Raw genomic sequence first — 19,543 nt, forward strand, 5'->3', positions numbered from 1 at the left:
GGGCTCGGCGGGACGCTCATTACTGTGGACCGGACGTCCGCCACCTCGCACTCCGGCAGGGAGAACCCACGGTGAGCCAGCCCCCGTCCACCCCCGCCGAGCCGTCCGCCGGGTCCTCCGGCAGCCCGTTCTCGTCGCTGGCCGATTTCGTGGCGCTGCCCCGGATCAGTGCGCTCGCGTTGTCCGCCGACGGCTCCCGGCTGGCCGTCTCGGTGCACACGCTGGACCCGGAGAAGAAGAAGTGGCAATCGGCGCTGTGGGAGGTCGACCCGGCCGGTCGGCGCCCGGCGCGGCGCCTCACCCGCAGCGCGCCGGGTGAGTCGTCCCCGGTGTGGGCACCGGACGGCTCGCTCCTCTTCACGTCGGCGCGCCCGGACCCGGCCGCCGCCGCGGAGAACGGGGATCCCCAGCCGGCGCTGTGGAGCCTGCCTCCGCGGGGCGGCGAGGCCCGCCTCGTCCTCTCCCGGCCGGGAGGCGTCGGCCCGGTCCTCCTCGCGGCCGACAGCGGCGACGTCGTCGTCGTCTCCGCGACCATGCCGGGCGGGTCGGATACGGAGGCCGACGCGGAGCGGCGCAGCAAGCGCAAGGACGCCGGGGTGTCGGCGATCCTCCACGAGAGCTACCCGATCCGGCACTGGGACCACGACCTCGGTCCCGCCTTCCCCCATCTGTTCTGGGCGGGGCAGCTGCCCGACGAGGAATCGCCCGGCGGCACGGACGACGTCGAGCTGCGGGACCTCACCCCACAGGCCGCGCCACCCACCGGTTCCGGGGACGACGCCGCGCTGTCCCCTGACGGACTCTCCCTGGCCCGCTCGGAGGAGGTGAACGACGGCCCGGCGTCGCGCCGGTCGCGCCTGGTCGTCACCGACACCGCGAGCGGCGGATCGCGGGTGCTGGTGGACGATCCGCTCGCCGACGTCTACCGGCCCCGATTCTCGCCGGACGGCGCCACCGTGGTCTGCGTCCGGGAAAGGCTGGCGACCTACGCCGAGCCACCGGACTACACGCTGCTGCTGGTCGACGTGGCCACGGGTGCGGCGTCGGAGCTGACCCCGGGCTTCGACCGGTGGCCGAGCGCGCCCCAGTTCAGCGCCGACGGTTCGGCGGTCTACTTCCTGGCCGACGACGACGGCCGGCACGCGGTGTTCCGGGTCCCGGTGGACGGCGGCGAGCCCGTCCGGCTGACCGGCGACGGTGCCTACAGCGACCTGAACGTCGCGCGGGACGGCAGCGCCCTCTATGCGCTGCGCTCCGCATACGACTCCCCCTCGGTGCCGGTACGCCTCGATCCCGCGGCACCCCTCCAGGAGCCGGCCGTGCTGCCCAGCCCCGGCAGCCTGGACCGGCTGCCCGGCACGCTGCACGAGGTCGAGGCCACCACCGCCGACGGCACGCGGGTGCAGTCCTGGCTGGTGCTCCCCGAGGGCGCCTCGGCGGACTCCCCGGCGCCGCTGCTGCTGTGGGTCCACGGCGGCCCGCTGATGAGCTGGAACTCGTGGTCCTGGCGGTGGTGCCCCTGGGTGATGGCCGCGCGCGGCTACGCCGTCCTGCTGCCCAATCCGGCCCTCTCCCAGGGCTTCGGCCTCGACTTCGTCCGCCGCGGCTGGGGTGAGTGGGGCGGCGCGCCCTACACCGACCTCATGGCCGCCGTCGACGTCGCGGTCGGGCGGCCGGAGGTCGACGGCACCCGGACGGCGGCGATGGGCGGTTCGTTCGGCGGGTACATGGCGAACTGGATCGCCACCCAGACGGACCGGTTCCGGGCCATCGTCACGCACGCCAGCCTGTGGGATCTCGACGCGTTCACCGGTACGACGGACGCCGCGTACTACTGGGAGAAGGAGTGGGGCGACCCGCTGCGCGAGCCCAAGCGCTACGAGCAGAACTCGCCGCACCGCTACGCCGACGCCATCCGGACGCCCATGCTGGTCATCCACGGGGACAAGGACTACCGCGTCCCGATCGGTGAGGGGCTCCGGCTCTGGTACGACCTGCAGAAGCGCGGCGTGCCGTCGAAGTTCCTGTACTTCCCCGACGAGAACCACTGGGTGCTCACGCCGGGCAACTCGATCGTCTGGTACGAGACGGTGCTGGCCTTCCTGGCCGAGCACGTGCGCGGCGAGGAGTGGCAGCGGCCCGAGCTCCTCTGACCGGCGCCGGTCCCCCACGGCCGATCAGCCCGGCCGGGAGGCGCCGGGGGAAGCCAGCGTGGTCCCGATCATCGCGCGCAGCTCGGCCGGTGGCACGCACCGGGCCAGCGCCTGGGCGAGCAGCCGGGCGAGCGCGTACGCCGGCTCGACGTCCAGCGCGCGGGCGAGGGCGACGTTGGCCAGAGCGCCGTCCCCGCGCAGCCAGGCACTGACCGCGAGGAGGGTGGCCGGCGCCGCATCCAGCGGGGCGGGCGCCCGCCGGGTGCACTCGGTCCAGAGGACCTCCGCGGCGGGAGCGTCCGCGCCGATCGCCAGCCCGAGGGCGCGGTCGCGGACGTCCCGGTCGCGCAGCCCCCACACCACCCGTGCCACCTCCCGGTCGGTCAGGGCGCGCCGGGGGGCACCGGGGCGGCACCGGGCAGCCGCCGCCGTGACGGCCGCGAACGACTCCTCCGCCACCGCGTCGAACCCCGTCTCGAGGACCCGGGCCGAGCACTCGACCGCGACCCGGGCGCAGACGGCCGCCATGTCGTCCCGTGCGGGGCCGACCGGGCCGGTGATCCGGCGGACCAGGTCGCTGCGGTCCCGCTCGACGACCACGCCCGTGGCGACGGAGGCGACCTCCAGGGTCGTCACGCCCTCCGGCAATGGCGTCCCGGCTCCGGGCGCGCAGCACGGCCGCGGGCAGTCGTAGGACCACCACCGGCCGGCGCGGACGAGGAGCGCCGCGCACACCGCGACGCCGTCCCGGGCGAGGGCGAGCACCAGTTCGTGGACCACGTCCCGGTGCGGCAGCCCGGAGGCGCCGCCGTCCGGCCCCCTCCCGGGGCCACCCGCCTCGGGGACGTCGGGCGCCTCCGTGACGACCGCGACCAGCACCCCGCTGGGCCGATCGGTGCGCACACTCCGCGTGAGAACGGCCGCCGCGGCGGCTGCGTCCTCCGGGGGCGGCAGATCGCCCCGCACCGTCAACCCCACCCGGCCGCCGCTCGCGCCGGTGAGGCCGACCAGCACCACCGACTCCCGCGGCCGGAAGCCGAGCAGGGCGGGCAGCGACGCGACGATCTCCCCGGGGTCGGAGAGCCGCACGTCGATCCGCTGGGGATCGGAGCCGGGATGCCGGTCGGAACGGGGGTCCATGCACCGACCCTGGGCGCCGGACGGGGCCTCGCCGATCCGCGGACCCGACTTGTGGACGGCCGAGCGTCCTGCCGGCCGGTGGCCTCAGATCTGGTATTGGACGGCGCTGCGCGCGGCGAGCCACGGACGCACGTGCTCGGCGATGACCGCCACGTGGACGGGGTCCTGCGCGTAGCGGTAGAACGCCTCGACGTCGGGGAAGTCCGCGATCAGCACGACGTCGCCGTTGCCGTCCGACAGCCCGGCGTCCTCGGCCACCACCAGGGCGAGCATCCCGCCCACGTCCTGCCGCAGCCGGCGCAGCGCCTGCACGCTGGTGGCCCGGCGACGCGCATCGGCGGCGGCCGACCACGTGAAGACCACGACGTGACGGATCATGGCCTGCACCCTGCCAGGCGCCCGGCCGGCCGGGCGCACGACCCCGCTGCCCGGCGGGTCGGCCGGCGCGTCGTGCGCGCTCGTTAGAGTCCGCCGCATGGGACGGTCGTTGCGCGTCGCACTGCTGTCCTACCGGAGCAAGCCGCACAGCGGGGGCCAGGGCATCTACGTCCGGGCCCTGTCCCGGGAGCTGACCGCTCTCGGGCACCGCGTGGAGGTGTTCAGCGGGCAGCCCTACCCCGAGCTGGCCGACGGCGTGCCGCTGACGCCGCTGCCGAGTCTCGACCTCTACCGCGAGCCCGACCCCTTCCGCACGCCCCGGCCGTCGGAGTTCCGCGACCGGATCGACGTCCTGGAGTGGGCGACCATGTGCACCGCCGGCTTCCCCGAGCCGCTCACCTTCAGCCTGCGGGCCGCGCGGCACCTGCTGCCTAGGGCGGCGGAGTTCGACGTCGTGCACGACAACCAGTCCCTCGGCTGGGGGCTGCTCCGGCTCACGCGGGCCGGGATCCCGACCGTCGCCACCGTCCACCACCCGATCGTCATCGACCGGGCGCTCGAGCTCGCGGCGGCACCGTCGCTGCGCCGTCGGCTGACCCTGCGGCGCTGGTACGCCTTCACCGCCATGCAGGCGCGCGTGGCCGGCCGGCTCGACGGCCTCACCACCGTCTCGGAGAACTCACGGCGCGACATCGCCACGCACATGGGCGCCTCCGCCGACAACGTGGCGGTCATCCCGGTCGGCATCGACCCGGCGGAGTTCACGCCCCCGCCCGCCGGGCAGCCGCGGGACCCCGGGTCCGTCCTCGTGATCACCAGCGCCGACGTCGCCCTCAAGGGGCTGGTCAACCTGCTCGAGGCGCTGGCGAAGCTGCGCACCGAGCGCCCGGTGCGGCTCACCGTCGTCGGGACCGCCCGGCCCGGCGGACCGGCCGAGGCCGCCCTGGACCGGCTCTCGCTGCGCGATGCGGTGCACTTCACCGGGCCCGTGCCCGAGGCCGAGCTCGTCGACCTGCTGCAGCGGGCCACCGTGGTGGCCATCCCGTCGCTGTACGAGGGGTTCTCGCTGCCGGCCGTCGAGGCCATGGCCTGCGCCACTCCCCTGGTCACCACCGATGCCGGGGCACTGCCGGAGGTGGTCGGCGACGAGGCGGGCCTGCGGGTCCGGGCCGGGGACGTCGGTGAGCTGACCGAGGCCCTGCGGCGGGTGCTGGACTCCCCCGACCTCGCCGGCCGGCTCGGCCGGGCGGGCCGGCGCCGGGTCCTGGATCGCTACACCTGGCGGTCGACGGCGCAGCGCACCGCCGACTGGTACGGCGAGGTGCTCGACCGGAAGGGTTCGATGAGGACGACGGGCGAGGGAGCCCCAGCGACCGGGGAGCGGGTCGAGCCCGGAGTCGAAGGGCAGTCGCCGTGCTGACCGTCGACTACGACCGCCTCGACCTGCGGCCGGGGATGACCGTGCTCGACCTCGGCTGCGGTGAGGGACGGCACGCGTTCGAGGCCTACCGCCGCGGTGCCTCCGTGCTCGCCGTCGACTGGGGCGTCCCCGAGGTCGAGACGACGAGGCAGTGGCTGGACGCGATCGCCGAGGCCGGGGAGGCTGGGCGGGCGGGCGACGGCAGGGTGGCTCGCGCCGAGGTGGTGCGCGGCGACCTGTGCGCGCTGCCGGTGCCGGACGCCAGCGTCGACCGGGTGATCGCGTCGGAGGTCCTCGAGCACATCCCGGACGACGCCGCGGCGATCGCGGAGATCGCGCGGGTGCTCAAGCCCGGCGGGCGTTTGGCGGTGACCGTGCCGCGCTACGGGCCCGAGCGGATCTGCTGGGCCCTGTCGGACGCCTACCACGCCAACGAGGGCGGCCACGTCCGCATCTACCGCGCCGACGTGCTGCGGACCCGGCTGACCGCGGCCGGCCTGGTGCCGGGGGCGGGCCACCACGCCCACGCGCTGCACGCCCCGTTCTGGTGGCTGAAGTGCGCCGTGGGTGTCGAGCGCGACTCCGCCGCCGTCCGCGCATACCACCGGCTGCTCGTCTGGGACCTCACGAAGCGGCCCTGGATCACGCGCACCGCGGAGCGGCTGCTCGACCCCCTGTTCGGCAAGAGCCTCGTCGTCTACGCCGACAAGCCGGCGGTCGCTCGGGGCAGCTCCGCCGCGGGCGGCGGCTACGTCCCCCCGGCGGAGGAGCGGACCGCTGCGGCGCGCTGACCGGGCCGGCCGGGGCACCCTCCCCGAGCTGCCCGGCGTCCTGACCGGTGACCAGCTGCGGGAGACCGTCGCGTGGATCGCCGCCCAGCAGGAACGCGACGGCGCGCTGCCGTGGGCCCGCGCGGGCCAGCTCGACCCGTGGGACTCGGTGGAAGCGGCGATGGCCCTCGACGTCGGGGGGCAGCACGACCGCGCCGCCGGGGCGTACCGCTGGCTCGCCACCCGTCAGCGCGTCGACGGGTCCTGGGCGTCGGACTACCGCGGGGGCGTGGAGTCGGCACCAGCCACGGAGAGCAATCACGCCGGCTACCTCGCCGTCGGCACCTGGCACAGCTGGCTGTCGTCCCGGGACGAGCCCCTGGTGACGGAGCTGTGGCCGGTGGTCCGTCGCGGCCTGGACCTGGTGACGCGGATGCAGCTGGCCGGTGGCGCGATCGGCTGGGCACTCCGGCCCGACGGCAGCCCGGACGACACCGCGCTGCTGACCGGGAGCGCCAGCCTCTTCCAGGCACTGCGCTGCGGGATCGCCCTCGCCGGGCTGTGCGGGGAGCCCCAGCCGGACTGGGAGCTGGCCGTCACCGACCTCGGCACCGCGCTCCGCGGCCGCCCCGCGGACTTCGCCGACCGCTCCCGCTTCTCGATGGACTGGTACTACCCGGTGCTGGCCGGCGCGGTCACCGGGGTCGACGCCGACGAGCGGCTGGCCGCGGACTGGGACCGGTTCGTCGTCCCGGGCCTCGGCGTCCGCTGCGTGGCCGACCGGCCGTGGGTGACCGGCGCCGAGACCTGCGAGCTCGCGCTGGCCCTGGCAGCAGCGGGGCGGATCGACGCCGGGATCGAGCAGGTCGCCGCGATGCAGCACCTCCGGCACGAGGACGGGTCCTACTGGACGGGCTTCGTCTACCCCGACGACGCCCGGTGGCCGGTCGAGCGGACCACGTGGACGGCGGGGGCGGTGGTGCTCGCCGCCGACGCGCTGTCCGCATCGACGCCCGCGTCCGGCCTGTTCCGCGACCCCGCGGCGCTGCCCGGAACGCACGCCGCCGACGCCGAGTACCTGCCCGGGAGCGCCGGCACCGTCCTCCCCTGAGCGCAGCGGAACCGGCCGGCACCCCGAAGGCCGCCGACCGGCCGGGCCGTGTCTGCTCAGACGCGGGTCGGCTCCGCGGAGGAAGCCACACGCGGGACGCCGTCCCATTCCGCGTCGGTCATCCGCAGCACACGGACGCCGAGGTGGACGAAGACGACGACCAGCGCGCTCACCGTCGCGAGCACCGTGACGTCGTTGCTGAACGGCAGTCCCTGGCCGACGAGCACGGCCACGGTCGCCAGGGCCGGGGCCCACACTCCGACCGCACCGGCGCGCCAGGCCGCCCACGGCAGCAGCGCGACGCCGAGCCCGAAGCACAGGATCAGCGGGAAGGCCACGGCGCCGAGCACCGCACTCTCGTTGAGCCGGTCGATGAACGCGATCATCTCCGCCTCGTCCCCGCCCGCCAGGGACAGGGACACCACGTAGAACAGCGCGATCCCGAAGTAGCCGAAGCCGCCGAGGACGGCGAGGGCGGCCCCCACGTCGGCCAGTCCGGCACCGCGGTCGCGGGCCTGGTGCAGGACGCCCGCTGCGGCGGGAGCCATGAGGACGGCGGAGACGATCAGCAGGACCGCCGACACCGTGAGCGCCGCGCTGTGCTCGGTCGCGGCGCGGTACATCACCTCGCCGGTGCCGCCCTCGGCCGGGTCGAGGAGAGCCTGCGGGATGAGTACGGCGGAGAAGAGAATCAGGCTGCCGCCGGCAGCGATGCGGCGGACTCGGCGGGAGAGAGGGGCGGTCCTCGTACCGGTGGTCGTCATGGCGGTTCTCCTTCGACGGTGACCGGCGCATCCCGCCGGTCGGACGCCGGAAACGATGGTTCGAGGGTTCCGCCCGCGTCGTCGGCACCGAGGCTCGATCGGCGTCGTCCGGTCGGATGACCTTCCTCGGCCGGAGATCGCTCTCGCGAGCGATCCGCCGGGAACCACCCGGCCCTACCGTGACGTCATGAACAGGTGGGTGCCGCGCCCGCTGGACCTGGCCGCCGCCGCGGTGCTGACCGCCGGTAGCCAGGTGGAGCTGTGGCTCGCGCCGGCGACGTTCGGCCCGCGGCCGCTGCTCGCGCTGGCCTACGCCGTGGGCACCGCGGCGGCCGCCTGGCACCGCATCGCCCCCTTGACCGCGTTGGTGACGGCCATGTGCGCACTGGTCGTCATCCCGGGGGCGCTGGGCGTGGACCCGGCGGATTCGTTCGGCTGGTTCGTCACGGTGCTCGGGCTCCTGGTGTCCGCCGGCTACCACGCGCCCCGGCCGGTCGTCGCCCTGGCGACGGCGCTGCTCTGCTTCGCGGTCTCGATCGTCCTGGAGAAGGGGTTCGTCCTCGCCGACATCGCCTTCGCCTGGCTGCTGGCCTCGGGCGCCTGGCTGGCCGGCCGGGCGGTCGCCAGCCGGACGGAGCGGGCGGAGTTGTTCGAGCAGCGAGCGGCGCTGGCGGAGCAGCAGGCGCAATGGCAGGCGGCCGCGGCCGTGGCGGAGGAGCGGCTCCGGATCGCCCGGGAGATGCACGACGTGGTCTCCCACAGCCTGAGCGTGATGACCTTGCACGTCAGCGGTGTCCGCCGGCTGCTGCGGCCGGAGCAGGCCGAGGAGCGATCGGCGCTGGAGGCGGTGGAGCGGACCGGGCGCGAGTCCCTGGCGGAGATGCACCGGATGCTCGGCGTGCTCCGCTCGTCCGAGGACGGCGAGCGGGGGCCCGCCCCAGGGCTGGACCGGGTACCCGAACTCCTGGACGCCGCCCGACGGGCCGGGTTGCAGGCCGAGCTGACCATCGGCGGGGTACCGCGCCCGCTGCCGCCCGGCGTGGACCTGGCCGCGTACCGGATCGTGCAGGAGGCGGTCACCAACGTGCTGCGGCACGCGGCCGCCCGCCGGCTCGACTGCAGGATCGACTACGGCGCGACCTGCGTGGAATTGCAGGTCGTGGACGACGGTCGGGGCGCGGCTGCCCCGCGGCAGGGCGGTCACGGTCTGGTCGGCATGCGCGAACGGGCGGCGCTGTACGGGGGGTCCGTGGACGCGCGGCCCCGGCCGGCCGGCGGGTTCGCAGTGCACGCCGTCCTGCCGGTGCCGGACCCGGAGCCCGCCCCTGCGCCCGCCGGAACGACCGGGGCCGAGGGCGCGCCGTGATCCGCGTTCTGCTCGCCGACGACCAGACCATGGTCCGGGCCGGGTTCCGGCTGATCCTCTCGGCCGAGCCGGACATCTCCGTGGCGGGCGAGGCGGCCGACGGGCTCGAGGCAGTGGCCGCGGCCCGCCGACTGCGGCCCGACGTCACCCTCATGGACATCCGGATGCCGCGGCTCGACGGCATCGCCGCGACCGCCCGGTTGACCGCCGAGGATCCGGCCGTGACCCGGGTCGTCGTCCTGACCACGTTCGATGTCGACTCCCACGTCTACGACGCGCTGCGCGCCGGCGCCAGCGGCTTCCTGCTCAAGCACGCGCCGCCGGAGGAGCTCGTCCAGGCGATCCGGGTGGTGGCCTCCGGTGGAGCGCTGCTCGATCCGGCCGTCACCCGCCGCGTCATCGAGGAGTTCGCCCGCACGCCGGCCCCGGGACCGGCGCCCCCGGAGGTGGCCGGACTGACCGAGCGCGAGCTCGAGGTGCTGCACCTGGTCGCTCAGGGGCTGTCCAACGCGGAGCTCGCCGCCACGCTCGTGGTCAGCGAGGCGACCGTGAAGACCCACGTCGCCCGGATGCTGGCGAAGCTGGGGCTGCGGGACCGCGTGCAGGCGGTGGTCTTCGCCTACGAGCGCGGGCTGGTGCGCCCGGGCGCGCACTGACCGGCGGTCAGCGGGCGCAGTCGATGCAGGTGCGGGCGGCCGGCCGCGCGGCCAGCCGCTCGGGTGCGATCGGCCTGCCGCAGGTCTCGCAGATCCCGTACTCCCCCGCCGCGCGGCGGGCCAGCGCCGCCTCGACGTCGGCGAGCCGCGCCCGCGCCTGCTCGAGGAGGGCCACCACCTGCTGGCGTTCGAAGGCGATGGTGGCGCCCTCCGGGTCGTGCTCGTCGTCCGCGTTGGACGACCGCGATGCCGCCACCACCTCGTCGAACTCCCGGGTCAGTGCCTCGATCTGGGCGAGGGCCGCCACCTGCTCCTGCTCGAGTGGGTCGGTCACGACACCTCCTCGCTGGCGCTCGTCGATGCCGTGCCCGGGGGTGCTGAACCATTGCGTGACCTCGCAAGCTCGGTCACGACAGCCGTCTCAGCAGGCGGAGGGAGCCGGCCCCCGGCAGCTCCTCGAAGTTCCCGGACGCGAGGACCCGGGTGTAGACGCCGAACGGTGCCTGACCGCCCGCGGCCGGATCGGGGAAGACGTCGTGGATGGCGAGGGTGCCGCCGACCGCGAGCTTGGCGACCCACGCGTCCTGGTCCCGCCGGGCCGACTCCTCCGTGTGGCTGCCGTCCAGGAACAGCAGGGCCAGCGGCGTCGACCAGAGCGGGGCCAGCACCTCGGAGCGCGTGACGACCGCGACCACGACGTCCTCGGCGCCCGCCTCGGCGATCGTGCGGCGGAAGCACGGCAACGTGTCGACCAGGCCGACGTGCGGATCCACCAGCGAGGGGTCGTGGTACTCCCAGCCGGGCTGGTGCTCCTCCGAGCCGCGGTGGTGGTCGACGGTCACCACCTGACGGCCGGTCTCGCGGGCCGCCGCCGCGAGGTACAGCGCCGACTTGCCCATCCAGCTGCCCACCTCGAGCAACGGCCCCGGGACGGCGACGGTCCGGGCCGCCTCGTACAGCGCGGACCCCTCGTCGTCCGGCATGAACCCCGGCGCAGCGCGGGCGGCGGTCAGCAGCTCGGCGCTCACGGGGAGAACCGTGCCCTCAGCGAGGTCATCCGCCGGTCGGTCGCCGTCCCGGCCGCGGTGTCCGCAGCGTTCGCGAAGAACGCACCGGCCGCCGTCGTCACCGGGACGGCGAGGACGAGGGCGATGGCGCCGACCAGGGTGCGGACGACCTCCTCCGCGAGATCGGAGCTGGTGACGATGTTCCAGAGGGACCGGTCGGACAGCTCGAAGATCAGCAGCAGCGGCAGCGCGGCCCCCGCGTAGGCGAAGACGATGGTGTAGACCGTCGAGGCGATGTGGTCCCGGCCCACCGCCATCCCCCGGGTGTAGAGCTCCCGCCAGGTGATGTCCGGCGACACCTCCTTCAGCTGCCAGATCGCCGACGCCTGCGTGATCGTGACGTCGTTCAGGACGCCGAGCCCGGCGACGACGATCCCGGCGAGGACGATGCCGGAGAAGCTCAGGGTCGGGTCGTAGCCCTGCAGGGTCACCGTCTCCTCGCTGGTCAGGCCGGTCAGTTTCGCGACGGAGACCGCGACCGACCCCATGACGGCCACCAGGGTGAGTCCGAAGAGGGTGCCCACGAGCGCCGTCGTCGTCCGCGCGGAGAAGCCGTGCGCGAGATAGAGGACGACGAACATGATCGCCGCGGAGCCGACCAGGCTGACCAGCGTCGGGGAGTCCTCGGACAGCAACCCCGGCAGCACGAACTGCAGCAGGACGAAGAAGGCGAACGCCAGCCCGACCAGGGACGCCAGACCCCGCAGCCGCGCCACCACGCCGACGACGACGGCGAAGGTGAGCGCCAGGACGACGATCGGGAGGTCCCGCGCGTAGTCGTCGAAGACGTAGACCGCGCCCCCTTCGGCGCCTCCGTCGCGGCTGAGCACCAGCGTGTCCCCCTCGGACACCCCGGCCGCGACGACCTCCGGTGGGAGCTCGACCTGCGAGAAGTCCCCGGTGCCCTCGCCCTCGAGAACCTCCATCACGGCGTTCGCGCAGGTCTGCTGGGGGCCCTCCGAGCCGAGGCCGCACTCGACCTCCTCGACGGAGACGACCCTCGCGTCGGGATAGGTGGTCCCGGGCGGCGAGTACGTCGCGGCGACCTGCTGGGCCCGGGTGGGTTCCCCGTCGGGCCACAGGGCGATCAGCCCGATGACGGTGGCCAGGCCGACCGGCACGAGCAGCAGCAGCATGAGCCACACGGCCCGCCTGCGGAGGCCGAGGGTCTCGGTGCTCGGCGGCGGCGCGTCGGGATCGGGACCGTGGCTGTGGTCGTGGCTGGGCGGCACCGGCTCAGGCTAGGAGCAGGCCCGCCCCGGCTCCACACCGACACCGGCTCCGCGTGGCCGACCCGGTCGATGTCACTCCCCGCCCCCGCCCTCGGTCGGGTTCTCGAGCATGGTGAACCGGTGCCACAGGCCGCTGAGCTGCAGGGGCCGGATCACCGCCGCCGTCGGCCCCACCAGGATCAGCTCGATCGCCCGCGGCGACGTCATGCGCAGTGCCTGGACCAGCACGGCCATGCCCGCGGAGTTCATGAACGTCACCGCGTGCAGATCGAGCTCGACCCGGTGCAGCGAGTGGACCTGCAGGAGCAGATCGGTGAGCACGCGCATGAGCGGACGGCGGGCGGCGCCGGTCAGCTCCCCGGCCAGGCTCAGGCGGGCGACGCCGCCGTCGACAGCGTGGGCCACCTCGGGTTCGGCGGGGCGGCCCGCGCCCGACGGCGGGGGCGCTGCGGAACTCGTCGTCTCCTCCACGCCGTGTCACTGCCCGGTACGGCCGATGATCACGCCTCGCCCGGCCGACGACCCGGAGCCGGCCGGCCGCGGCGCTGCCTACAGTCGGGTGCATGACCCCCTCCCGGACCCCCGCCGACATTCCTCCCCAGGCCGGCCGGACGGTCGTCGTCACCGGCGCGAACAGCGGCCTGGGCCTGGCCACGGCGCGGGAGCTGGCCCGGGCCGGGGCGCGCGTGGTGCTCGCCGTCCGCGACCTCTCGCGCGGCGGGGAAGCTGCGGCGTCGATCGACGGGGAGGTGGAGGTCCGCCACCTGGACCTGGCCGACCTGGCGTCGGTCCGGACGTTCGCCGCGGAGTGGACCGGCGACCTCGACGTCCTGGTGAACAACGCCGGGATCATGATGGTGCCGCCCGGCGTCACGGTGGACGGGTTCGAGCTGCAGTTCGGCACCAACCACCTGGGCCATTTCGCGCTGACCGCGCTGCTCCTGCCGCAGGTCACCGACCGGGTGGTGACCGTCGCCTCGATGATGCACCGCACCGGGCGCATCGACCTGGACGACCTGAACTGGGAGCGCCGGCCGTACTCGCCCACCGGCGCCTACGCCCAGTCCAAGTTGGCGAACCTGCTGTTCACCCTCGAGCTGCAGCGCCGGCTGACCGCCGACGGATCCCGCGTCCGGGCGCTGGCCGCGCATCCGGGTTGGGCCGCGACGAACCTCCAGGGCCGGACGGGGAACCGGTTGGCCGACCGCGCCGCACTGCTGGCCAACCGGATCGTCGCGCAGTCCGACGCGTCGGGAGCGCTGCCGATCCTCGCGGCGGCCACGAGTGACCTCCCCGGTGGCAGCTACCTCGGCCCGGGCGGCTTCCAGGAGATGCGGGGGACGCCGACTCTCGTCGGTCGCACGCCGTCCGCCAGTGACCCCGACCTCGCCCGCCGTCTCTGGGAGGCCTCGGCGGCCCTCACCGGGATCGACCTGCCCGCCGGCAGCAACGCCGCCTAGCAACCTCGTTCCGGGTGCTCCCGGCCGGCGTCCCCTGAAGAGTCCGTGCCGGACGGCCGTGACCGCTATCTTCCGAGCGGTGTCCATGAACGTCCGGGAACGCCTGCGTACAGCTCTCCCCGCGGCCCTCAAGCAGCGAGATGCGGCACTGGTGGCCGTGCTGCGCGCCACGCTTGCTGCTCTCGACAACGCCGAAGCGGTCCCGCTGCCGGAACACGGCCACGGGAGCCTCGCGCTGGAGGAGACCCCGGTCGGTGTCGGTGTCCGGGAGATGGCGCGCCGGGACCTGTCGGACGAGGACGTGAAGCGCCTGGTCCGCGACGAGATCGACGAGCGGCGACGAGCGGCACGGGTCTACGAGCAGGCAGGCGAGCACGAGCGCGCTCGGCGACTGCGCCACGAGGCCGACACGCTGGCCGCCGTCGCCGGCCTGCCGCATGCACCCGACCTCCCAGCACCCGATCGGTAGTCGCCGGCCGGGGCCTTTCTGGGGAGCGAGCGGTCTGGGACCATCGGCGCGCCGGTCCGGGAGGTCGTCGTGGCGGGACCACCGAGTTCACCGCTCCTGTCCGTGAAGCACGCGGTGCCGCCTCCTCGCCCCGGGGCGGTGCCCCGGCAGCGGCTGCACGACCGGCTTCGCGCCGCCCGCGGCACACGGCTGTGCGTGGTGGTGGCGCCGGCCGGATGGGGCAAGACGACCCTGCTGGCCCAGTGGGCGACGGACCCCGAGGAGCAGCCGGCCACGGCGTGGGTGTCGCTCGACCGGTCGGACGACGAGCCGGTCCGGTTCTGGACCTACGTGCTGACGTCGCTCGGCGGAGTGGACCCGACCGTGGGTCGCCGGGCGCTGGCGGCGCTGTCCGCTCCGGGAGTGGAGCCGGTGACCGTGGCCCTGCCGCTGCTGATCAACGACCTGGCAGCAACCACCGGCCGGTACGTCCTGGTCCTGGACGACGTCCACGTCCTGCGCGACAGCCGGGTCTGGGAGGGGCTGGAGTTCCTGCTCGCGTACGTGCCGGCGTCCCTGCGCCTGGTGATGGCAGGACGAGCGGATCCTCCACTTCCGCTGGCCAGGTTGCGGGCGAGAGGGGAGCTCACCGAGATCCGCGCGGAGGACCTGCGGTTCACGCCGGAGGAGTCGACGGCCATGATCGCCACGGTCGGCGGGATCGGGCTGCCGCCCTCGACGCTGGTCCACCTGTGGCGACGCACCGAAGGCTGGGCGGTCGGGCTGCAGCTCGCCGCGCTCTCCCTCCGCGGCTCCGACCGGCCCGAGTCCCGGCTTGCCCGGTTGCGCGGGGACGACCGTCACATCCTGGACTACCTCTCGGCCGAGGTCCTGGATCGGCTGGAGCCCGAGCAGCGCGATCTGCTGGTGCGGGCCTCCGTCCTGGAGCGCCTGTCCGGGCCCCTGTGTGATGCGGTGCTCGAGCGCACGGGGTCGGCTGCGGTCCTGCGACAGCTGGAGAACGCGAACCTCTTCGTGGCCGCCCTGGATCCCGGTCGACGCTGGTACCGGTGCCACGGCCTCCTGCGGGATGTGCTGCGGCGCGAGCTCGAGGCCGCCTCTCCCGACGCCGTCCCGCTCCTGCTCGGCCGGGCCGCTGACTGGTACGCCGGCGAAGGCCGGATGGACGAGGCCGTCCGGCATCGAATCGCCGCCGGGGACGTCGCCGGAGCGACGGACCTGCTGAGGTCGTCGGAGGGGTGGTTCTTCGAGCGTGGTGCGGCGGCGACCTACCTGCGGCTGGGCGAGGACGCGGCGTCGGCCGGCGGCCCGGCCGATGCGGTGGTCGTCATGATGCTGGCGTACGCCGCGGTCCTCAGCGGCCGGTTCGACCGCGTGCGTCACTGGTGCGACGCTGCGGAGGCCCTGGTCGACGACCGCGCCGTGTCCGTCGACGGGTGGCTCAGCGCCCGAGCCTGCCTCCTGACGATGCGAGCCGCGTACGGACACGTGGAGAGCGACCGCGCCTCCGCCGCCCTCGCCGAGGGAGGTCGCGCCGTGCAGCTCGAGACCGATCCCGAGCGCCCCGGTTACGTGCTGGCGCGCGCTGCGCTCGCGAGCGCGCACATGCGGTGCGAGCAGTTCGACGACGCGGTCGCCCTGCTCGCGGACGCCTGGCGACGACCCTCGCGCGCGCTGCTGCCGACGTCCGCGCTGCTGCAGACGGCGGGGTTGCTGGCCCTGAATCTCGTCCACGTGGGCGACCTGGAGGCAGCGGGCGAGGTCTGTGACGAGGTCGCGACGTCCGCCGACGCCGTGGAGGGCGCGTGGGGGGATGCCGCCGCCGGGTCGGTCGCCTGGCTCCGGCTCGTCGCCGGCCGCCTCGCCCACCACAGTGGGGACCTGACACTCGCCCGGCACCGCCTGCGCCGCGCGGTCCAGCTCGCCGAGGTCTGGGGGCGGGACGTCGAACTGGTGAGGGCACTGAGCAGCCTGGCGGAGGCGGAACTCGCCGCTGGCAACCGGGAAGCGGCCCGCGAGGCGGCGACCCGGGCCCGCGAGGTCGCCGACGCGGCTCCGATCCGACGACTCGCGGCGGAGGAACTGCAGGCGGTCGAGACGAGGCTCGGCCGGGGCGCGGTCCGTGCCGCGCGACGGGTCGGTCGCCTGCACGAGAACCTCACCGATCGGGAGCTGTCGGTGCTGCGCGCGTTGTCCGGCTCCGCCACCCAGCGGGAGATCGGCGCCGCCCTGTTCCTCTCGGTCAACACGGTGAAGGGCTACACCAAGAGCCTGTACCGCAAGCTCGGCGCGTCATCGCGCCGGGAGGCTGTCGAGCGGGGCAGGGCGCTCGGCTTGACCTGAGCCCGGCCGTGCCGGCGTCCCTGTCGTGTCCGTGCGACGCCGGCCGGGGCGGAGGGCCGCGCCCATCAGGACCAGCAGCACCACTCCACTGGCATAGGCGAAGGTGTCCCCGATCCGGGAGTACCAGGTGCGGCTCCCCTGTGTCGGCACGGACACCACGAGGGTCTGGTCCGAGGCGACGTAGTAGTCCGCCTTGTGGCCGAGGAGCCGTCCCTGCCCGTCGGTGGCCAGCGAGATCCCCTGGCGGGTGGGGCGGACCAGGGCGACACCGTTCTCGACGGCTCGGAACGGCGCCTGCTGGGCATGCCACGCCGAGATGCTGCGCCAGTCGCTGGACGGCACCAGGAGGATGTCGACCCCCGCCCTGCCGGACTGCCGCACCAGGGCGGGGAAGAAGTCGTCCTGACAGATGATCGTGGCCAGCCGGCCATATGGCGTGTCGGCGGTGGGGACGACGCCGGGGCCGGGACCGTGCCCGTCGCCAGGCGTCGGCTTGGACTTCTGGTAGTCCCAGACGACCGTGCCGCCCGGGTCGAGGAGAACGGCATGGTTCTCGTTCACCGGGGTTCCGCCCGCTCCGTCCCCGCCGGCGAGCAGCACCATCATCGAGACCTGGAGGTAGACCTCGTGTCGCTGCGCCAGGTCGGCCGCGCGCGCCACGACGCCGGCCTAGGCCTCCTCGAGGGTCCGCACCGCGGCCTCCGACCAGGCGATGATCTTCGCGCCGGCGACAGCCTCCCGCTCGGATCGCTCGAACAGCTCCTCGAGCACCGGCTGCAAGTGTTCCTCCCGCACCGCGGCACGCTCGTCGGTATCGGCAGCGCCGAGATCCGGTGCGGAGTACGCGAGGTCCGACAGCTGCCGATCAGGGGCGAGGGCCGCGACGCGCACCGTCTCGGCAGCCGGCGCCGCGAATGCGAGGCGGGCGCCGCCGAACAGCAGCGCCGCAGCGAGGGCGACGACGAAGATCACCGCCGGCGGCTTTCCTGCGGCGCCCCATCCGCGTTCCCACAGGTCGTTCGCCACGGACGCCGACCAGCTGACCAGGAACGTCAGCCCCCAGATCCCGGTGACGGAGGCCAGCTGCAGCAGTGGAAGGCCGGCGTACTGGGAGTAGGCCGTGCTGCCCGCGGTGCCGTAGGCGCTGCCGAGCGTCCCGAGCAGTTCCGTGACCGTCACGGCCGCCGGGAACACGAGCGTCCGGGACACGCCGGCCAGCCGCGGCGCCAGGGCGCGGTCGACCGCGAACGGCACCGCACCACCGGCGCCGAGGGTCGCGACGAAGAGGTAGTGGCCGAAGCCGTCCTCGATCGGGAAGAACCCGTCCCGGAGCCCGAGGAGCAGCGCCAGGGCCATCGCGACGACGAGCGCCGGGAGGGCGATCGCGGGCCGCTGGCTGCGCGTGAAGCGCAGCAGGAACACCGGCGCCAGCCATGCCGTCAGGGGAATCAGGGTCTGGACGTTCGCGAACGGCAGCAGTGCCGTGCCCACGAGCAGCCACAGCCACGACCACGGGGGGACGGCGTACGACGGGGACACGCTGGAAGAGCGGCGCTCGGTGTCCGCCCCGCGGGGCGCGGCACCCCTGTCACCCGTGATGCGTGGGGTCATGCCGATTCCTCTCGCTGTCGGTGGACAGGACGGCAACCAGGAGGACTGCGCCTCCCACGTCCCAGAGCTGGGTCAGGAGCGCCCGGAGCGCCGCCTGGTCGGGGATCGAGCACTCGATCACCATTCCGGCCGGTGCCGTGGAGATGCGGACGTCCTCGAAGCGGTCCCGCACGATCCCGGCGACCGCCGACGGCATCGGCCCACTCACCACCACGCACTGCGTCGATCCCACGGCGGCCTCCTGCGGTCCCGACCACCGTGCCTCGGCCGTCGCCGTGCCCGCACCACCCCCGGCGCAGAACCACCCTGGGTGGAGCGGTCTCACCGGAGGTCGTCGGAGGATTCCCCCGGTCCGGCGGTTCGATCGTCCGCGGGGTGCCAGAGCGCCTGACCGGTCACCGCGTCGAAGACGTGGGCGCGCACCGCCTCGACGGCCACCCGCACCGCATCGCCCGGCCGGACCGCTGCCCCGGCGGGGAAGAAGGAGCGCAACGTCGCGCCCGAGGAGCTGCCCGCGGACAGCTCGACGCCGGGCGCGGTGACCGGCGGGGCGCCCACGGCCAGCGAGACCACGGTGTTCCTGCCGGTGTAGGCCGCCTCGGTCACCACGCCGTCCAGCGCCACCGCCTCCGGGGCCTCACCGGTCCCCGCGTCGTGCACGTCCTCGGGCCGCAGCCCCAGCACCACGTCCCGGCCGATGTGGTCGCGCAGGGCGGGCGGGACCGGCCGCCACAGCGGCAGCGTCCGCGGGCCGACCACGAAGCCGGCCTGCCGACCCGAGGACACCAGCCGCGCGGGCAGCAGACCGATCGACGGCGTTCCGACGGACCCGGCCGCGACCAGGTTCACCGGCCGCTCGTAGAGCTCCCTCGGTCCGCCGACCTGCACCACGCTGCCCTGGTGCAGCAGGGCAACCCGGTCGGCGACCGCGAGCCCCTCGGACTGGTCGTGGGTGACGTAGATCGTGGTCACCCCCAGCCGGCGGACGGCGTCGACGACCTCCCGCCGCACCGTGGACCGCTGCGCCGCGTCGAGGCCCGCGAGCGGCTCGTCGAGCAGGTAGACGTCCGGGGTCTGGACGAGCGCGCGGCCGATCCCGACGAGGCCACGCTCTCCCTTGGACAGCTCCGCGGGACGGCGGGACAGCAGCCGGCCCAGGCGCAGCTGCCGGGCCCGTCCGCTGACCCGCGCCTGCACCTCGGCTTCCGGCGTCCCCCGGGTGCGAAGCCCCCAGCCGAGATTGCGCGACACGTCCAGGAACGGGATCAGCGCGGTCGCCTCGAAGACCATGGACACGCGACGCCTGTCGGTCGGCAGCCCGGTGACCGTGCGGCCCTTGATGACGACGTCCCCGGAGGTGACCTCGTCGAGGCCGGCGAGCACGCGCAGCAGCGTGGACTTGCCGCTGCCGGAGGAACCCAGGACCACCAGCAACTCGCCGTCGGCCGCCCGGAGGGTCACGTCGCGCAGCACCGTCGTGCCGTCGCGGACGACGGTCACCCGCTCCCAGCCCGTGCCGCTCACGTCCCCCGCCCGTCCGCGCCTGCGCCCTCGCCCAAGCCCCCGTCGGCCACGATGGTCCACCCTCGCAGGAATTTCGTGG

At 74.6% G+C, this 19,543-nt stretch carries 20 protein-coding genes; 9 read left to right on the top strand and 11 right to left on the bottom strand.

From position 1 onward, the window contains the following. The first annotated feature begins 71 nt into the window (after window positions 1-71). Window positions 72-2,153: a S9 family peptidase gene (locus E4P39_RS12370; protein ID WP_135136889.1), complete on the top strand. Its 2,082-nt coding sequence runs from the start codon at window positions 72-74 to the stop codon at window positions 2,151-2,153. A gap of 24 nt (window positions 2,154-2,177) precedes the next feature. Here E4P39_RS12370 and E4P39_RS12375 read toward each other — a convergent pair whose 3' ends face one another. Both E4P39_RS12375 and E4P39_RS12380 read right to left on the bottom strand, forming a co-directional pair. Continuing rightward, on the bottom strand, window positions 2,178-3,293 hold the full coding sequence (locus E4P39_RS12375) for a DUF4192 domain-containing protein (protein WP_135136890.1): 1,116 nt from the start codon (window positions 3,291-3,293) through the stop codon (window positions 2,178-2,180). Window positions 3,294-3,377: 84 nt separating this feature from the next. After that, window positions 3,378-3,671, bottom strand: coding sequence for a Dabb family protein (locus E4P39_RS12380; protein WP_135136891.1), 294 nt, complete (start codon window positions 3,669-3,671; stop codon window positions 3,378-3,380). 97 nt (window positions 3,672-3,768) lie between these two features. Between E4P39_RS12380 and E4P39_RS12385 the strand changes: the two genes are divergently transcribed. The 3 genes from E4P39_RS12385 (at window position 3,769) to E4P39_RS12395 (ending at window position 6,972) form a co-directional block, all read left to right on the top strand. After that, window positions 3,769-5,091, top strand: coding sequence for a glycosyltransferase family 4 protein (locus tag E4P39_RS12385; RefSeq protein WP_135136892.1), 1,323 nt, complete (start codon window positions 3,769-3,771; stop codon window positions 5,089-5,091). Continuing rightward, complete coding sequence (locus E4P39_RS12390) at window positions 5,085-5,882, top strand: class I SAM-dependent methyltransferase (protein ID WP_135136893.1); 798 nt, start codon at window positions 5,085-5,087, stop codon at window positions 5,880-5,882. The genes E4P39_RS12385 and E4P39_RS12390 overlap by 7 nt, the downstream gene beginning before the upstream one ends. Window positions 5,883-6,042: 160 nt before the next feature. Next, on the top strand, window positions 6,043-6,972 hold the full coding sequence (locus tag E4P39_RS12395) for a prenyltransferase (protein WP_245159797.1): 930 nt from the start codon (window positions 6,043-6,045) through the stop codon (window positions 6,970-6,972). A 56-nt stretch (window positions 6,973-7,028) separates the two neighbouring features. Here E4P39_RS12395 and E4P39_RS12400 read toward each other — a convergent pair whose 3' ends face one another. Next, window positions 7,029-7,736, bottom strand: a complete 708-nt coding sequence (locus tag E4P39_RS12400; protein WP_135136894.1) for a hypothetical protein — start codon at window positions 7,734-7,736, stop codon at window positions 7,029-7,031. A gap of 187 nt (window positions 7,737-7,923) precedes the next feature. Between E4P39_RS12400 and E4P39_RS12405 the strand changes: the two genes are divergently transcribed. Together E4P39_RS12405 and E4P39_RS12410 are read left to right on the top strand one after the other, a co-directional pair. Beyond that, window positions 7,924-9,102: a histidine kinase gene (locus tag E4P39_RS12405; RefSeq protein WP_167761826.1), complete on the top strand. Its 1,179-nt coding sequence runs from the start codon at window positions 7,924-7,926 to the stop codon at window positions 9,100-9,102. Further along, entirely contained in the window at window positions 9,099-9,758 is a 660-nt protein-coding gene (locus E4P39_RS12410; protein ID WP_135136896.1) for a response regulator transcription factor, read from the top strand. The genes E4P39_RS12405 and E4P39_RS12410 overlap by 4 nt, the downstream gene beginning before the upstream one ends. Before the next feature lie 7 nt (window positions 9,759-9,765). Here E4P39_RS12410 and E4P39_RS12415 read toward each other — a convergent pair whose 3' ends face one another. The 4 genes from E4P39_RS12415 to E4P39_RS12430 form a co-directional block, all read right to left on the bottom strand. Next, window positions 9,766-10,092, bottom strand: a complete 327-nt coding sequence (locus E4P39_RS12415; RefSeq protein ID WP_135136897.1) for a TraR/DksA C4-type zinc finger protein — start codon at window positions 10,090-10,092, stop codon at window positions 9,766-9,768. 73 nt (window positions 10,093-10,165) lie between these two features. Beyond that, the gene (locus E4P39_RS12420) at window positions 10,166-10,786 is read right to left on the bottom strand and encodes a class I SAM-dependent methyltransferase (protein ID WP_135136898.1); all 621 of its coding nucleotides are present in this window, start codon (window positions 10,784-10,786) and stop codon (window positions 10,166-10,168) included. Then, on the bottom strand, window positions 10,783-12,057 hold the full coding sequence (locus E4P39_RS12425; RefSeq protein WP_135136899.1) for a YibE/F family protein: 1,275 nt from the start codon (window positions 12,055-12,057) through the stop codon (window positions 10,783-10,785). Before E4P39_RS12425 ends, E4P39_RS12420 begins: the two co-directional genes overlap by 4 nt. A 72-nt stretch (window positions 12,058-12,129) precedes the next feature. Then, a complete protein-coding gene (locus tag E4P39_RS12430) occupies window positions 12,130-12,528 on the bottom strand; it encodes an STAS domain-containing protein (RefSeq protein WP_135136900.1) in 399 nt (132 codons plus the stop codon). Between the two features lie 92 nt (window positions 12,529-12,620). Between E4P39_RS12430 and E4P39_RS12435 the strand changes: the two genes are divergently transcribed. The 3 genes from E4P39_RS12435 to E4P39_RS12445 all read left to right on the top strand — a co-directional run bounded on the left by E4P39_RS12435 (window position 12,621) and on the right by E4P39_RS12445 (window position 16,329). Further along, the gene (locus E4P39_RS12435) at window positions 12,621-13,517 is read left to right on the top strand and encodes an oxidoreductase (protein ID WP_135136901.1); all 897 of its coding nucleotides are present in this window, start codon (window positions 12,621-12,623) and stop codon (window positions 13,515-13,517) included. Between the two features lie 79 nt (window positions 13,518-13,596). Further along, window positions 13,597-13,986 (top strand): hypothetical protein, encoded by a 390-nt coding sequence (locus E4P39_RS12440; protein WP_209306508.1) that lies wholly within the window; start codon window positions 13,597-13,599, stop codon window positions 13,984-13,986. 69 nt (window positions 13,987-14,055) lie between these two features. Continuing rightward, on the top strand, window positions 14,056-16,329 hold the full coding sequence (locus tag E4P39_RS12445; protein WP_209306509.1) for a LuxR C-terminal-related transcriptional regulator: 2,274 nt from the start codon (window positions 14,056-14,058) through the stop codon (window positions 16,327-16,329). Here E4P39_RS12445 and E4P39_RS12450 read toward each other — a convergent pair. The 4 genes from E4P39_RS12450 to E4P39_RS12465 form a co-directional block, all read right to left on the bottom strand. Next, window positions 16,279-16,989, bottom strand: a complete 711-nt coding sequence (locus tag E4P39_RS12450) for a nitrilase-related carbon-nitrogen hydrolase (RefSeq protein WP_135136903.1) — start codon at window positions 16,987-16,989, stop codon at window positions 16,279-16,281. The genes E4P39_RS12445 and E4P39_RS12450 overlap by 51 nt on opposite strands. A 9-nt stretch (window positions 16,990-16,998) precedes the next feature. Then, window positions 16,999-17,940: a hypothetical protein gene (locus E4P39_RS12455; RefSeq protein ID WP_135136904.1), complete on the bottom strand. Its 942-nt coding sequence runs from the start codon at window positions 17,938-17,940 to the stop codon at window positions 16,999-17,001. Further along, a complete protein-coding gene (locus E4P39_RS12460; protein ID WP_135136905.1) occupies window positions 17,918-18,172 on the bottom strand; it encodes a hypothetical protein in 255 nt (84 codons plus the stop codon). The genes E4P39_RS12455 and E4P39_RS12460 overlap by 23 nt, the downstream gene beginning before the upstream one ends. Window positions 18,173-18,261: 89 nt before the next feature. Further along, a complete protein-coding gene (locus E4P39_RS12465) occupies window positions 18,262-19,464 on the bottom strand; it encodes an ABC transporter ATP-binding protein (protein WP_135136906.1) in 1,203 nt (400 codons plus the stop codon). Between the last annotated feature and the right edge of the window lie 79 nt (window positions 19,465-19,543).

The organism is Blastococcus sp. CT_GayMR19 (genome assembly GCF_004570385.1).
Taxonomy (GTDB): Bacteria; Actinomycetota; Actinomycetes; order Mycobacteriales; family Geodermatophilaceae; genus Blastococcus_B.